12 protein-coding genes are annotated in these 15,771 nt (G+C 47.2%); 6 read left to right on the top strand and 6 right to left on the bottom strand.

What is annotated here, in order from left to right:
* Positions 1-41 precede the first annotated feature (41 nt).
* Entirely contained in the window at positions 42-611 is a 570-nt protein-coding gene (locus tag ACSX1A_RS15105) for a hypothetical protein (protein ID WP_439880473.1), read from the bottom strand.
* A 203-nt stretch (positions 612-814) separates the two neighbouring features.
* On the opposite strand from ACSX1A_RS15105, the gene ACSX1A_RS15100 reads away from it, so the two are divergent.
* Positions 815-1,882 carry a hypothetical protein gene (locus tag ACSX1A_RS15100; RefSeq protein ID WP_439880472.1) on the top strand — a complete coding sequence of 356 codons (1,068 nt, stop codon included), beginning with the start codon at positions 815-817 and terminating at the stop codon, positions 1,880-1,882.
* 69 nt (positions 1,883-1,951) lie between these two features.
* Here ACSX1A_RS15100 and murQ read toward each other — a convergent pair whose 3' ends face one another.
* From murQ to ACSX1A_RS15080, 4 genes are all read right to left on the bottom strand, one after another.
* Positions 1,952-2,758 carry an N-acetylmuramic acid 6-phosphate etherase gene (murQ, locus tag ACSX1A_RS15095; protein WP_439880471.1) on the bottom strand — a complete coding sequence of 269 codons (807 nt, stop codon included), beginning with the start codon at positions 2,756-2,758 and terminating at the stop codon, positions 1,952-1,954.
* A gap of 49 nt (positions 2,759-2,807) precedes the next feature.
* Positions 2,808-3,686: a hypothetical protein gene (locus ACSX1A_RS15090; protein ID WP_439880470.1), complete on the bottom strand. Its 879-nt coding sequence runs from the start codon at positions 3,684-3,686 to the stop codon at positions 2,808-2,810.
* A 65-nt stretch (positions 3,687-3,751) separates the two neighbouring features.
* Positions 3,752-4,012: a cytochrome b5 domain-containing protein gene (locus tag ACSX1A_RS15085; RefSeq protein WP_439880469.1), complete on the bottom strand. Its 261-nt coding sequence runs from the start codon at positions 4,010-4,012 to the stop codon at positions 3,752-3,754.
* Between the two features lie 5 nt (positions 4,013-4,017).
* Positions 4,018-5,187: a formimidoylglutamase gene (locus ACSX1A_RS15080; protein ID WP_439880468.1), complete on the bottom strand. Its 1,170-nt coding sequence runs from the start codon at positions 5,185-5,187 to the stop codon at positions 4,018-4,020.
* A 194-nt stretch (positions 5,188-5,381) separates the two neighbouring features.
* Between ACSX1A_RS15080 and ACSX1A_RS15075 the strand changes: the two genes are divergently transcribed.
* The 5 genes from ACSX1A_RS15075 to ACSX1A_RS15055 all read left to right on the top strand — a co-directional run bounded on the left by ACSX1A_RS15075 (position 5,382) and on the right by ACSX1A_RS15055 (position 13,361).
* Entirely contained in the window at positions 5,382-7,142 is a 1,761-nt protein-coding gene (locus tag ACSX1A_RS15075) for an AMP-dependent synthetase/ligase (protein ID WP_439880467.1), read from the top strand.
* 228 nt (positions 7,143-7,370) lie between these two features.
* Positions 7,371-7,805: a MarR family winged helix-turn-helix transcriptional regulator gene (locus tag ACSX1A_RS15070; protein WP_439880466.1), complete on the top strand. Its 435-nt coding sequence runs from the start codon at positions 7,371-7,373 to the stop codon at positions 7,803-7,805.
* A 24-nt stretch (positions 7,806-7,829) separates the two neighbouring features.
* Positions 7,830-10,232 carry a 3-hydroxyacyl-CoA dehydrogenase NAD-binding domain-containing protein gene (locus ACSX1A_RS15065; protein ID WP_439880465.1) on the top strand — a complete coding sequence of 801 codons (2,403 nt, stop codon included), beginning with the start codon at positions 7,830-7,832 and terminating at the stop codon, positions 10,230-10,232.
* 33 nt (positions 10,233-10,265) lie between these two features.
* Positions 10,266-11,444, top strand: coding sequence for a thiolase family protein (locus ACSX1A_RS15060; protein WP_439880464.1), 1,179 nt, complete (start codon positions 10,266-10,268; stop codon positions 11,442-11,444).
* Positions 11,445-11,564: 120 nt separating this feature from the next.
* On the top strand, positions 11,565-13,361 hold the full coding sequence (locus tag ACSX1A_RS15055; protein WP_439880463.1) for an acyl-CoA dehydrogenase family protein: 1,797 nt from the start codon (positions 11,565-11,567) through the stop codon (positions 13,359-13,361).
* Between the two features lie 155 nt (positions 13,362-13,516).
* Here the strand turns inward: ACSX1A_RS15055 and recG are convergent, their stop codons facing one another.
* Positions 13,517-15,616 (bottom strand): ATP-dependent DNA helicase RecG, encoded by a 2,100-nt coding sequence (recG, locus tag ACSX1A_RS15050; protein WP_439880462.1) that lies wholly within the window; start codon positions 15,614-15,616, stop codon positions 13,517-13,519.
* Positions 15,617-15,771: the final 155 nt, after the last annotated feature.

The raw sequence follows: 15,771 nt of genomic DNA, 5'->3' as shown, positions 1-15,771 counted from the left end.
AAAAGCACATGAGCCCCGCCTAAGGCGGGGCTCATGTGCTTTTAAGCTCCAAGTCGCTTTTGGATCATGCTGTTCACCAGCGCAAATAGCCGTTTGGGTGTATATGTTCTCCAATGAATGTCTTCTAACGTGCCGCCGGAGTTAATATAGTAGTCCAGGTTGTAATTCTTCATTTCACTTAGTACAAAGTCCTGGAACCCCAGCGCGGCTATCCAGCCTTCCTCAATATCCTCAAACCATTCTTCATAATAAGAGTCATCGGAACCATGAAAGTTGAAGACATTTTCGCCGATGATAATAAAGTGCTTTATACCTTCCTGAATCAGTGGGTCCAGTATATTGCGCTTCAGGCTCATAATATCGTTATGCAGCGTGTCATTCCATTCTCCAATAAACTCAATCACAGTAAACCCTAGCTCATAATCAGCATAAAGGATCTTCAGGAATAGTGTCTCAGAGTCAATATCATCCCATTGCGGATGAATATAGTATCCGTAAATGGTGTTTGTGTACTGGGTCAGGCTATTTTCTGTACCGAACAGCGGTGAGCGCGGGTCTTCAGTAGCAGAGTATTTCTCGATCCAGTTATAAAAAGGTTCTATTGTATGCATAAACTAATGTGATATAGCAATGTAATGCTGCCTTAATGCTTTTTTTACTTAAAAGTAAGGGCAAAGTTGGCAATTCTTTTTAGCTTTTTTTATGTTAGGAAACTATCTTTCAGGAATTGGTTTTAAGATATAAGTATTCAACGGGAGTTGTCGTTATACTTATCCAGGCAATCCTGGCGCATATCCTTACCCTTACAAGTAGAATGAAAACAGTACTTTTCTATTCCCGACGCAGTTTAGCCAGCTTAATGGTGTGTGTGCTGTTACTGCTGGCTACTTCAGCTGTTGCAGATGCTCCGGATTATAGGCAGGTGTATCATCCAGCTATAAATGAAGCTGAAATTAATATCGTACAAGAGGATTATTCGGCAGCGCTTGCGGCCTATCAGCTGGCCTTTTCTGAAGTGCCTGATCCTTTTGCCCGGGATTATTATAATGCTGCTGTGTGTGCCCTGCTGGTAAACGATCAGAAGCAGACATTCGATTACCTGGAAAAGCTGGTTGTAAAGGGTGTTAGTTTGTCCTATCTCGAAAACCAGGAAGTTTTCTCGGATCTTCAAAAGTCCAGGAAGTGGCGGAAGTTCAGGAAAAAGTATCCGAAGTACCGGCGTGAGTATCGCGAAAAAGTGAATGAAGATTTACGTGCCGACCTGGATGAGCTTTATGCACGCGATGAGTACTTCAGGCAGGCAAAAGGAGGATATCGTGTGTATGGCGATACCCTGCAGAAAATTGAAAAAGCGAATACAAAGCGTTTTCTTGACTGGGTGGAAAAGTATGGCTATCCCGGTGAATCGTTGATAGGAGTAGCAGATACATTGGAGCAGTTGCCACGTTTCTATATCGTAATCCAGCGGCAGACTAAAGCCAGAAAAGGGTATGATTTTACTGATATGCTGACGCAGGCAGTGGAGCAAGGTAAGATGGAGCCACACGCAGCTGCTTACCTGATGGATCAGCAGTCTGGAGATAACAGGTATAGCTCTAAACCCTTCATCAAAGTAAATTGCAGCACTTGTAAAGATGATAAGACCTTTGAAGGCATTGACCAGTACTTTGAAAAGTCACGGACTGACAGGGAGTTGGAGGCAATAAACAAACGCCGTAATAAACTGGGGCTGGAATCTCTTGAGGAATATAAAAAGAAGGTGCTCTATAGCAAACGTGATAACCGGTTTAAGCTTGGCAATACATGGGCAGTTTCTAATTACTATGTACCGAGTAAAGAGGCCGCAATGATAATTATGGAGAAACTTGTGGCGGCAGAGTAACAATTTGCCCATTAAAACGAACGGGTGCAAATGTCTTCATTTGCACCCGTTCGTTTTAATAAGTAAGTCTTATTTTTTTAGGAAGGCATTGATGGCAGCCCGAACGCTTCCGTGTTTTTGAAGTAATTCGGCAGCAGCGTGCCTGTCCAGATGTAGTTCTTCCATTACCATTCGTGTGCCACGGTCTACAAGCTTTACATTGGAAAGCTGCATATCCACCATCTTGTTTCCTTTTACCCGGCCTAACTTGATCATGGTAGAAGTTGTGAGCATGTTCAGAACCAGCTTTTGCGCAGTGCCAGCCTTCATACGGGTGCTTCCAGTAACAAATTCAGGACCGGTAACCACTTCAACAGGGTACAATGCTTCAGCGGCTACGGCGCTATTTGCATTGCAAACAATGCAACCGGTAGTGATGCCAATAGAACTGCAAGCTTTTAATCCCCCGATCACATACGGCGTACGGCCCGAGGCTGCAATGCCCACTACAATATCCTTATCAGAGATGTGGTGCTCCTGCAGGTCTTTCCAGGCCTGTTCCTGGTCGTCTTCGGCAAACTCAACTGCCTTCCGGATGGCTGTGTCACCTCCGGCTATCAACCCGATCACCAGTCCGTGAGGCACACCATAAGTAGGGGGGCACTCTGAAGCATCCAGAATGCCAAGTCTGCCACTTGTGCCAGCGCCAATATAGAACAACCTGCCTCCGCTGTGTAGCTTGGCTACGGTAGCTTCCACCAGCTTTTCTATCTGTGGGAGTGCTTTTTCAACTGCCAGGGGCACTGTTTTATCTTCCTGGTTTATACCAACCAAAAGCTCCTTTACACTCATTTTCTCCAAACTGTCGTAATTGGAGGCCGACTCGGTAGTAGACATGCAGGTTATGCGTTGCGATTAAATGCTTAATATAAAAATGCTTTGTGCATTATTTCGTTGTGTTGTCCGGGGTGCCAAAAGCGCTTATAAGCTCTTGATGATATTTGATCAATCCGTCAATAGGGCTTTGCAGTATCGTTTCAACATGCAAACCGTACTTCTTGGCAGCCTGCTTTAGCAGGTCGCTGAAATAGAAAGCAATGGAACCCACAAAGTTTACTGGCAGTTTCTCATGGCCCTCATACTTTAACACGTGTCGCTCAAAAAACTCAGAGAAATTCTCATAAATCATGGCGCGAATTACCGGGTGCTTCTGCTTGTCATGCATGAACTTAGCAAAAGTAGCCATGTAGCGGCTTGGGATAGAGGAGCCATACAGGGTGTCAAGTATGCCGTCTTTTGTCAGATTATACGTATTCTTTAGCGACTGAGCTAAATCTTCAGGCAATTCGCGGTACAGGTAGGCCTTTATCAGGAGTTTACCCATGTAGGCGCCGCTGCCTTCATCTCCGAGCAGGAAGCCAAGCGAAGGCACATTGTCTATAATCTGGGCACCATCGTAGAGGCATGTATTGGAGCCTGTTCCTAAAATGCAGGCAATACCGGGGTTGCGGCCGCAAAGGGCACGTGCCGCACTTAAAAGATCATGATCCACATACAGCAGCGCCTCCGGGAAAGCCAACCGAAGCGCATCTTCTACACGCTTGTTTCGTTCAGGAGAGCTACAGCCAGCGCCATAGTAATATATTGCCTGTGGGTGCTTATCAGTAAGCTGTGGCAGTAGCACATCGCGTAGTTCAGCATGTATTTCGTCCGCCTCCTGGTACATGGGGTTAAAGCCAGCAGTCTGTGCCTGTGCAAGCACTGTGTCTGCAGTTACTATGCGCCAATCTGTTTTCGTTGAGCCACTGTCAGCTATAAGTATCATAATTTGTTTTTTGTTCTGAATTAAAAATGGGCAGTCCCAATATACGATATTTATGCAAAGTACGCCTAATTCTGACTAGATAGATAGGCGGAGTTCTTAATAATTCCGATTACTTCGAACTTATCAAATACATATTCCGTGTGCGGAGCATCCTTCAGTTCTTCTGTCAGATCCTGGCCGGCCCAATGCTCATAATGGTTGCCATCGCGCCAAAGCCTTGATTTTCTGACATCATAGATCAGACCTTTATAAGCGACCCATATCTCATCCCTGTCCTGCCCGTTACGGGAGGCTAGTTGTTGTAATGTATATTCCGGCAGTTCCATATTTGCTAGCCTATTCTTGCCTGAGTTAATATCCACCTGTTAGGCACTTCTCCCTTTATGGCCTGCAGGTAGTCTTCGTAACTGCAAGGCACAATCCGGCTGCCTTTATCGCTACTTAAAGGTTCTACTTCCAACCACCACTTTTCACTGTTCTTGCTTTTATAGAAGATCATCCGATCCGGGTTATCATCGCTAAACGCCACAGCATATTTGGTAAACAGCTTACCGCTGAAATCCACTTCATTTTTACGGTGATAAAAGCCTTCTATGAAATACCAGATCATAGTGGCAATGGTCATGGCTGTCAGCCTGCGCTTATCCAGTTCGGTATCATATTCATAGATCCCCAGCGAAGTAAGGTTGTCGCTAAGGCCAGCGTACCAGCATAGCTGGCAGGCTTCTTCACCTGTCAGGCCAAAAGGGTTTGCCGGTTCGTAGCCGGGGGCATCCTGGTGACGGATAGCCGATATGTCAAAACTTAGCAGATCTGCCACGCGCACGACGGGCTCCATTTCCTGCACGTTTTTATGTACTTCCCCCACCCGGTAAGCTTCAAAGTGTAGCTTCTCGAGGGTCGCCATCACTTCCGGTTCCACCAGGTACGACTGGTACCCGATCTGGCCCAGGCTAAACAGGTAGTTAGGGTCGTGCATCAGGATACGGCGGAGCTGCCGCTTGTTCGGAGGTGCGGAAGCATCCTCGGTCATGTCTACGCTACTATCTACGGTTACCATGTTAACTACCCGGTCTAAGTGCTCATACCCCAGGTACTGCCCGTATTCCAGGTCATGTGACCCTCCTATAATAATAGGTATCGTATTGTGTGAAATCAGTACTTCCACGATCTCTTTGAGGCGCAGGTACGTATCTTCAAGGGTAATGCCCGGGCGCAGGTTCCCAAGGTCCACAATCTGGCATCTGCCACTCCCTTTGTGAAGTGTGTAAAGCTTCTTCCTGACTATTCGCGCCGGGGCTGTGGAGGGTAAGGTGATTTCGGCTGCTTCTTCCACATGCAGCCCCCTGGTTTCGCTTACACCTATAATTGCCATGTCGGCAGTACGCCAGTCAGGAAATTTGCTAACAAATCGGTTTATGTAGGCGCCAAGGGTGCGAGGCTTGTTAAGTTTAACGAAAACATCCTCATTAAGAGGCTCAAAGAATATCGAAAGGTTCATGTTACGAGGGCTGAAGAAGCCAAAATTATGAAAAATGAAGCACGAGTGCAGCTTAACTTAGCACATTGTTATTCAATCTATAAATATAAGCTTTGTAAAATATTTTTAGAGGCCATCGTGGAAGTTTTGAAAAAAATACCTAAAATGCGTTAAGCATAGGCTCAAACCAGTAAAGACTCACTAATTTATACACAATGGAAATTACCCGTACACTAGATCTCCTGCCCTACCAACTTACCAATTTCCCGCAGCCGGATTGCCTTGCTGCCAAAGTAAATGGCGAGTGGGTGAAATACAGCACGCAGGATGTGCAGGATTATGCCGACAAAGTTAGTCTGGGCCTTTTAAAGTTAGGGATTGGTAAAAATGATAAGGTTGCGATCATATCTTTCAATCGCCCGGAGTGGGTCTTGGCTGACCTGGGCATACAGCAGGTAGGTGGTATAAGTGTGCCGATGTATCCTACTATTACGGAAGAGGATTACAGGTATATTTTTAATGACGCAGAGGTTAAAGTGATCTTTGTATCGGATGCCTCCCTTTATAACAAAGTGGTAGCAGCTACAGAAGGCATGGACACAGTGAAGGAGATCTATACCTTCGACAAAGTGTCAGGAGCAAAGCACTGGGAAGAGGTGCTGGAGATGGGAAAAGGAGAGGATGTGCAACAGTTAGGACCGTTGAGAGCAGCGGTGCAGCCTGACGATGTACTGACTATTATTTATACATCCGGAACTACAGGTAACCCTAAGGGCGTAATGCTTACGCACCAGAACCTGGTGAGCAATGTGCTTGGCACTGTGCCATACGTACCGGTTAGGCAGGAACATCGTGCATTAAGCTTTCTGCCTTTGTGCCATATTTTTGAACGCATGCTGCTTTATTTATACATGCGTATGGGGGTATCAATTTATTATGCCGAAAGCATAGAAATGGTAGCTGAAAACCTGAAGGAGGTGAAACCGCATGTATTTACTACAGTACCCCGCCTGCTTGAAAAAGTGTATGACAAGATTGTATCCAAAGGGCTTGAACTTACCGGCGTAAAGCGTAAGCTATTCTTCTGGGCTCTGGAGCTCGGGCTGAAGTATGATACACAACAGGACCAGGGATGGTGGTACAATAAACAACTTGACCTGGCCAACAAGCTTATTTTTAGCAAGTGGCGCGAGGCTCTTGGCGGTAATGTGATAGCCATTGTTTCGGGCGGTGCTGCATTGCAGCCTCGACTGGCACGGGTATTCTGGTCTGCCAATATCCGGGTTATGGAGGGTTATGGCCTCACCGAAACATCGCCGGTAATAACAGTAAATCGTTTTGAGCCTGAAAATAACATGATCGGCACTGTTGGTATGCCGATAGATGGCGTTGAAGTTAAGATTGCAGAAGAAGATGGTGAGATCTTAACACGTGGACCGCACGTGATGAAGGGCTACTATAACAAACCTGAACTGACGGATGAGGTGATCGATAAAGACGGCTGGTTTCATACAGGCGATATCGGGCAGATGATCGACGGCAAGTACCTGAAGATTACAGACCGTAAAAAAGAAATGTTCAAAACGTCGGGTGGTAAGTATGTGGCGCCTCAGCCAATAGAAAATAAACTGAAGGAATCTGTACTGATTGAACAGGCAATGGTGGTTGGCGAAGGGCAGAAGTATGCTGCTGCTCTCATTGTGCCTGCTTTTCCGGGGCTGCAGGACTGGTGTCAGCACAAAGGCATCCCGTATACTTCCGATGAGGAGATGATCACCAAACCTGAGGTGCTCGATAAGTACCAACGGGAAGTGATAAAGGCAAATGAAGGGCTGGCGCAGTATGAAACTGTAAAGAAATTCCGGTTGATACAGAACATGTGGACAGTGGAAAGCGGTGAACTTACTCCTACTTTAAAGGTGAAGCGCAAGATCATCACTCAGAATTACAAGAACGTGATAGATAGTATGTTCTAAGAAGTACATTATTTTTAAGCAAAAAGCCCCCTGGATAACCACCAGGGGGCTTTTTGCTTTTTATCCGTGCTACATGGCATACTTCCATAGTTGTTTTCAGTATAACAATAGCTTTAGCATTTATAACATTAAGCAGTGCAGGGTGATAGGCTAAAAAGAAATTAATTTCAAAAATAGTATGCAAGCATAACATTTTTTCCTATATTTGGTATACATCAGAGTTATGAAATGAAGCCAGAAGAAACAGTAGATTATCACTTTAAAGTTTGTTGGCATGCAATCTCGCGCATGTACAATGCAGAGGCCGTTCAGAACGATATTACAACTTCTATAGGGTTTGTGCTGTTAAATATAGATCAGCAACATGGCACGCCTGCTACCAAGATCGCTCCTTTGCTTGGGTTAGAGGCGCGTAGCCTTACCCGTATCCTCAAAAGCATGGAAGAGCAAGGACTTATATATAAAGTGTCGGACCCAAAAGATAAACGTTTGGTCCGCATTTTTTTAACTGAAAAAGGACTTGAAAAAAAGGAAGTATCACGTCTGACGGTGAAGCAGTTCAACAAAAAAGTACGCGAAGAAATACCGCAGGAAGAGCTGGATAAATTCTTCAACGTCTGCGGCCGTATACTTGGCATGATCGAAAACAAAGAAATCTTTTAAACCATAGACAACTATAGCTATTCTATGAAAAGAATAATTAAAAAAGTAGCGGTGCTCGGCTCCGGGGTGATGGGCTCCAGAATTGCCTGCCACTTCGCTAATATTGGAGTGCAGGTACTGCTGCTAGACATCGTACCTAAAGAGCTAACGCCGGAAGAAGAGAAGAAAGGCTTGACGCTGGAAAACAAAGCCGTGCGTAACCGCCTGGTAAATGGCCACCTGCAGGCAGCTATCAACTCCAATCCGTCGCCACTTTATCGCAAATCAGATGCTAGCCTGATCAAAACGGGCAACTTTGATGATGATATGAAGGACATCGCCACAGCCGACTGGACCATTGAGGTGGTTGTGGAGAACCTGAAAATAAAGAAACTGGTGTACGATCAAGTGGAGCAGTTCCGAAAGAAAGGTACCCTGATCACATCTAATACCTCCGGTATCCCGATTCACCTGATGCTGGATGGCCGCTCCGATGACTTTAAAAAGAACTTCTGCGGTACGCACTTCTTTAACCCGCCGCGCTACCTGAAACTCCTCGAGATCATCCCGACACCGGAGACAGACCAGGAGGTAGTAGACTTCCTGATGCACTACGGAGACCTCTATTTAGGGAAGACCACTGTGCTGGCCAAAGATACGCCTGCCTTTATTGCCAACCGTGTGGGGATCTATGGCATCATGCAGACGCTGAAGGCCATGGAGAAAGTTGGCTTAAGTATAGACGAAGTTGATAAGATCACCGGTCCGATCGTAGGACGTCCGAAGTCGGCTACGTTCCGCACGCTGGATGTGGTGGGCCTCGATACTACAGTAAATGTTGCCAACGGCCTGTACCAGGCAGGGGAGAAGGACGAGTCGAGAGACCTGTTCAAGATTCCGGGTTATGTGCAGCAGATGGTTGATAATAAATGGCTGGGCGATAAGACCGGTCAGGGCTTCTACAAAAAGACTAAAGATGCCAATGGCAAAACGGAGATCCTGACGCTGGACCTGGACACGATGGAGTATGGTCCGAAGAAGAAGGTGAAGTTCCAGAGCCTGGAGGCCCTCAAGCCAATAGACGACTTGAAAAAGCGCATCAAAGTTTTCTCAAACCAGTCCGACAAAGCAGCGCAATTCTTCAACGAAACACTGTTCGGCCTATTCCAATACGTTTCTAACCGCATACCTGAGATCTCTGACGAACTATACCGAATAGACGATGCCCTGCGTGCCGGCTTTGGCTGGGAGCTTGGCCCGTTCGAGTACTGGGATGCCATTGGTGCCCGCGAAGGTGTACAACGCATGATCGAGGCTGGTTACGAACCTGCGCCTTGGGTAGAGGAGATGCTGAATAACGGTAAAGAAGCCTTCTACATCGTAGAAAACGGTACCCGCCGTTATTACGACATCCAAACAAAAGAATATAAAGCCATACCAGGTGCCGAGAATTTCATTATCCTGAATAACCTGCGCGGCAGCAAAGTTGTTTGGAAAAATAGCGGCGCTACCCTAACCGACATTGGGGACGGTATCCTGAACGTAGAGTTCCACACCAAGATGAACACCATTGGTGGCGATGTGGTGGCCGGCCTGAACAAAGGAATAGAGATCGCTGAGCAGGACTTTAGAGGCATGGTAGTCGGCAACGACGCGGCCAATTTCTCTGCAGGTGCTAACGTGGCCCTGATCTACATGTATGCCCTGGAACAGGAGTATGATGAGATCAACTTCATGATCAAGCAGTTCCAGGATACGATGATGCGCATGCGCTATTCTGCTATCCCGGTAGTAGGCGCACCGCATGGCATGACGCTTGGCGGTGGCTGTGAGCTTAACCTGCATTGCGACCACGTACAGGCATCTGCCGAGACTTACATGGGTCTGGTAGAGTTTGGTGTTGGCCTGATCCCGGGTGGTGGTGGCACAAAAGAGATGACTCTTCGTGCTTCTGACGCTTACTCGGAAGGTGATATCGAATATAACGAATTGAAAAACGCTTACCTGACCATCGGTATGGCTAAAGTATCGACTTCAGGTAAAGAAGCAATTGATTTGGGTTACATGCGTAAGAGCGATGGGATCACGATCAACAGTAACCGCCTGATCGCCGATGCCAAAGCACACGCCATTATGCTGGCTGACGCAGGTTATACCAAGCCGGTACAGCGCACCAATATCAAAGTACAAGGTAAAGGTGGCCTGGGTATGTTCTACACAGGAGCCAACGCCATGTATACGGGTCGCTACATTTCAGAGCATGATATGAAGATATCTCACAAGCTGGCCTGGGTGATGTGCGGTGGAGATTTATCTGCCCCAACTGAGGTGAGCGAACAATACCTGCTGGATCTGGAGCGTGAAGCGTTCCTGTCATTAACAGGTGAGCGTAAAACGCTGGAGCGTATCCAGAGCATCCTGACCACAGGCAAGCCGCTGAGAAACTAGGAACTATAGTATAAACTATAAAAGAGCATCAAAATGAACAATGCATATATCGTAGCCGGATTTCGTAGCGCAGTGGGGAAAGCCCCGCGTGGTGTGTTCCGGTTCACCAGACCCGATGACCTGGCCGCTGATGTCATCAAACACTTATTGAGCACGGTACCGGCTTTAGACCCGGAGCGTGTAGATGACCTGATCGTAGGAAACGCAGTGCCAGAGGCAGAGCAAGGCTTACAGATCGGGCGCATGATATCGCTATTGGCGTTGCCAATGTCGGTTTCAGGTATGACGGTTAACCGCTACTGCGGTTCGGGCGTGGAAACCATAGCGATTGCCGCTAACCGCATTGCAGCGGGTATGGCTGACTGTATTATTGCTGGTGGTACAGAATCTATGTCGATGGTGCCGACAGCCGGTTGGAAAACCGCTCCCAATTTTAAAATTGCGAGCAATAACCCTGACTGGTACCTGAGCATGGGCCTAACGGCAGAGGCTGTAGCCAACGACTACAATGTTTCACGTGAGGACCAGGATGAGTTCGCCCTGAAGTCGCACCAAAAAGCTTTGAATGCGATAGAGAAAGGTTACTTCAAAGATCAGATCGTGCCTATTACTGTCGAGGAGACTTACGTGGACGAGAACGGCAAGCGAAAGAAGAAGACTTACGTGGTAGATACCGATGAAGGCCCGCGTGCCGATACTTCTCTCGAAAGATTAGCCAGGCTAAAGCCTGTGTTTGCCGCAGGCGGTACGGTAACGGCCGGTAACTCTTCGCAAACATCTGACGGGGCTGCCTTTGTTATAGTTATGAGCGAGCGCATGGTAAAGGAGTTGAACCTGGAGCCAATCGCGCGCATGGTTAGCTACGGCACAGGCGGCGTGGATCCGCGCATAATGGGCATGGGCCCGATTGCAGCTGTTCCGAAGGCCCTGAAGCAGGCTGGCATGACGCTGAACGACATTGACCTGATCGAAATGAACGAGGCCTTTGCCGCGCAGTCTATCGCCGTAATGCGTCACCTGGAGTTCGACCCGGAAAAGCTGAATATCAATGGCGGTGCCATTGCCCTTGGTCACCCACTGGGTTGCTCCGGCGCAAAGCTATCTGTGCAGCTTTTCAGCGACCTACGCAGAACAGGCGGCAAACACGGTATTGTAACTGCCTGCGTTGGCGGTGGACAAGGTGTGGCCGGCATTTTTGAGTTGTTGAAATAAAGTAATTATTAAATAAAAATAATAAGCGTGTCCTGATATCAACTTCACCACGGTCCGATTTATATAAGTCGTGATACATGATTCGAGTTACCTGATACGATAAGAAAAATTTAAAAAGCCATGGCAAATACAACAGAAAAGCAAACAGCAACTATTAAAGGCGGGGAGTTTCTGATAAAGGAGACTGACCCACAAGACGTTTTTATTCCTGCTGATTTTAACGAAGAGCAGCGTATGATGGCCCAAACGTGCAAGGATTTTGTGCGTGAAGAAGTATTTCCGTTACTGGACCGCTTGGATAACCACGAAGAAGGCCTGATGGAGAACCTGATGAAAAAAGCGGGAGAGCTGGGTCTGTTCGCTGTGTCTATACCTGAGCAGTATGGTGGCTTGAACATGGACTTCAATACAGCCTTACTGGTAACAGAATCAGTTGGCGGTGGTCATTCATTCCCGGTTGCCTTTGCAGCGCACACTGGTATTGGTACATTACCAATTTTATACTTCGGTACTGAAGAGCAGAAGAGCAAGTATATCCCGAAGCTGGTAAGCGGAGAGTGGATGTCAGCTTATTGTTTAACGGAGCCAGGGTCTGGTTCTGATGCCCTGGCAGCTAAAACCAAGGCAGTATTAAATGATGCAGGCACACATTATATTCTGAATGGCCAGAAAATGTGGATCACAAATGCGGGCTTTGCTGATGTGTTTGTGGTGTTTGCACAGGTAGACGGAGATAAGTTTACAGGCTTTATTGTAGAAAAAGACTATCCGGGATTAAGCCTTGGAAACGAAGAGCACAAAATGGGTATTAAAGGGTCATCTACCCGCCAGGTGTTCTTTGAAGATTGCGAAGTTCCGAAAGAGAATGTATTAGGTGAGATCGGTAAAGGACACCTTATCGCTTTCAACATCCTGAATATTGGCCGAATCAAGCTAGGGGCTGCAACGTTGGGCGCTGCTAAAAGCGTAGCTGATCTTTCAGTGAAATATGCCAATGAGCGTCACCAGTTCAAGCTGCCCATCTCTAAATTCGGAGCTATCCGCTACAAGCTGGCGGAGCAGGCTATCCGTATTTATGCGATGGAGTCGGCTATGTACCGTGCCGGTATGGACATCTACCGCATGGAACAGGAGCTTTTAGCAGGCGGAGCTGACGAGAATGAAGCATTGCTTGGTGCTGCCCGTGAGTTTGCTGTTGAATGTGCTATGTTAAAGGTAGAAGGTTCTGAGGTGTTGGATTACGTAGTAGACGAAGGTGTTCAGATCTATGGTGGCTACGGCTTCTCGGCTGATTATCCAATGGACCGCGCCTACCGTGACTCTCGTATCAACCGTATTTTTGAAGGTACCAACGAGATCAACCGCATGCTAACCGTAGACATGATCCTGAAGAAGGCCATGAAAGGCGAGTTAGATCTGATGGGACCAGCGCAAGCCGTACAGCAGGAGCTAATGGCTATTCCTGATTTTGGTGCAGAGGAAGAAGGATTGTTTGCTGCTGAGCATAAGGCGATCAAAAACCTGAAGAAAGCGATTCTGATGACAGCCGGCACAGCCGTTCAGAAATTCATGAACTCTCTGGCTAAAGAGCAGGAGATACTGATGAACATCGCCGACATGGCTATTAAGACCTATGTGGCTGAATCTACGCTCCTGCGTGTTGAGAAGCTGGTTGATATGAAAGGTGAAGATGCCGTTTCTAATGAAATTGACATAGTACGTGTGGTAGTAAACGATGCCGTGGATTCGTCCTTTAAAGCCGGCAAAGAAGCTATCGCAGCGATGGCCGAAGGGGATGAGCAGCGCCTGCTGTTCATGGGATTAAAGCGCTTTACAAAGAAAGACCTTTATAACACCAAAGAAGCCCGCCGACGTATAGCTGCCTCCATGATAGAGGCCAATGAATTTGTTTACTAATTTCTGACCATTTATAGTTTAGAAAGGCCTTCTCCTTAGGGGAAGGCCTTTTTTTATATATGAAATTTTTACTATTGTTTCGCGTGGAACTATAGGAACGTTTTCCTGGGAGAAGAGCTTCTTAGAGGAGAAGTATAATTCCCGGGATTATTAGTTTAGCTGATCCTGCTCCAGTTTACCGTGTTAACACTAAGGGATTGGATATGGCGACGGAGGTTGGCATTCTGCGGTTGCTCCAACTGCGGATCGGTATTGAGCAATCGTTGTGCGGCAGCCCGAGCCTCCTGAAGTATGGGGGCATCCTTAGCCAGGTCAGAGATCAGCAAATCCAATACGCCACTCTGCTGTGTTCCCATTAAGTCGCCGGGGCCACGAAGCTTCAGGTCAATGTCAGCTATTTCAAAGCCATTGTTTGTGCGTACCATTGTTTCCAGTCTTGTCTTACTGTCTTTGCTCAGCTTATAGCCTGTCATTAGTATACAGTAGCTTTGCTCTGCTCCCCGACCCACGCGGCCACGCAACTGGTGCAACTGCGACAAACCGAAGCGCTCTGCACTTTCAATGATCATTACAGAGGCATTCGGAACATTTACGCCTACCTCAATTACAGTAGTAGCAACCATGATCTGTGTCTCGTTCTTTACGAAACGTTGCATCTCATAGTCTTTGTCCTGCGGCTTCATCTTGCCGTGAACCATACTTACCTTATACTCCGGGAAAGCACGTTTCACACTCTCGTAGCCGTCCATCAGGTCCTTGTAGTTCTCCATCTGCTCAGACTCCTCAATGAGCGGGTAAACAATGTAAACCTGCCTGCCCAGCTTTACCTGATCACGGATGAACTGGAATACCCGCAGGCGATGAGAATCAAAGCGATGCACAGTAACGATCTCTTTACGGCCTGCCGGCAACTCATCTATCACAGACACATCCAGGTCGCCGTAGAGAGTCATGGCCAGCGTGCGGGGAATCGGAGTAGCTGTCATGACGAGAACATGCGGAATGATGCGCGGGTTCTTACGCCATAGCTTAGAGCGTTGCTCTACACCGAAGCGGTGCTGCTCATCTACAATGCACAGACCCAGATTTTGGAACTGCACCACGTCCTCGAGCAAAGCATGTGTGCCAACAATCATCTTCATTTCACCGGATCGGAGCTGCTCATGCAGTACTCTGCGGTCTTTGGCTTTTGTAGAGCCTGTTAGCTTGCCCAAATTTATTCCTAGGCGATCGGCAAAGGCTTTTAGCCCTACGTAGTGCTGGTCGGCCAGAATTTCGGTTGGCGCCATCAACACAGACTGCGCGCCGTTGTCTGCGGCAATCAGCATAGTGATAAAGGCAACTATAGTTTTACCTGAGCCCACATCACCTTGTAACAGGCGGTTCATTTGTTTCCCGGCTGTCAGGTCGCCATAAATTTCCTTCACAACGCGCTTCTGTGCATTGGTAAGGTCAAAGGTCATGTGGTTTTTGTAGAACTCTGTTAATGTGGGCACCTGGTTAAATACCTGCCCCTTTAAATCAGCTTTACGAACTACTTTTTGTCGGAACAGGCGTAGCTGTATGTAAAAAAGTTCTTCAAATTTTAGCCTGAACTTGGCTGCATTATACTTTTCAACTGTTTCCGGGAAATGTATGTTAGCATAGGCACTGCGTTTATCCGTCAGGCGGTAATGATCGATCAGCTCCGGCGACAGAGATTCCTGTACGTTGGGGAGCGCTACCTTCAGTAGGTGCTCCATCATCTTACTGATCACTTTGCTGTCGATGCGGTGGGCCTTTAGCTTTTCGGTTGTGTGGTAAACTGGCTGCAGAAAAGCAGTGGTTTGTTTCTCTTCAGCTAACTCCTCCAGCTCCGGGTGCGCCATGTTAAACCTGCCGTTGAACTCTGTTGGTTTACCGAAAACAATATAATCAGTATGATTCTTCAACGATTTTTGCATCCATTTCACCCCCTTAAACCACACCAGCTCCAGCTGATCGCCGTTTTCATCAACTAAGGTTGCTGCCAGGCGCTGCTTACGTCCTTCCCCGATCACTTCCTTGCTACGTATGCGTCCACGCACCTGCACGTATGGCATACTTTCGTCCAGCTCCGAAACCTTATAGAACTGGGTGCGGTCCAGGTAACGGAAGGGGTAATGTTGGATGAGGTCGCCGTAGGTGAAGATCTGCAGTTCTTTCTGCAGCAGCTCCGCCCGCATCGGCCCAACGCCCTTCAGGAATTCTATTTTAGTATTGAAGAAGTTACTCACGCTTGCTTAGTATAATAGGTATGGCAAGTATAGGTGACAAAAATAAGCAAAAGCCCCGACAGGTGTAAACGCTGCCCGGGCTCTTGTAGCTTCAATTAAATTTTTAGACAGGTTGAAGTTTCATACTGAAAGAACAGATTATAGTTTTGATCCTC

This window comes from Pontibacter sp. MBLB2868 (assembly GCF_051904785.1).
In the GTDB taxonomy this organism is placed as follows: domain Bacteria; phylum Bacteroidota; class Bacteroidia; order Cytophagales; family Hymenobacteraceae; genus Pontibacter.
Note: the sequence above shows the minus strand (reverse complement) of the source record. Positions and strands in the feature narration are given on the sequence as shown.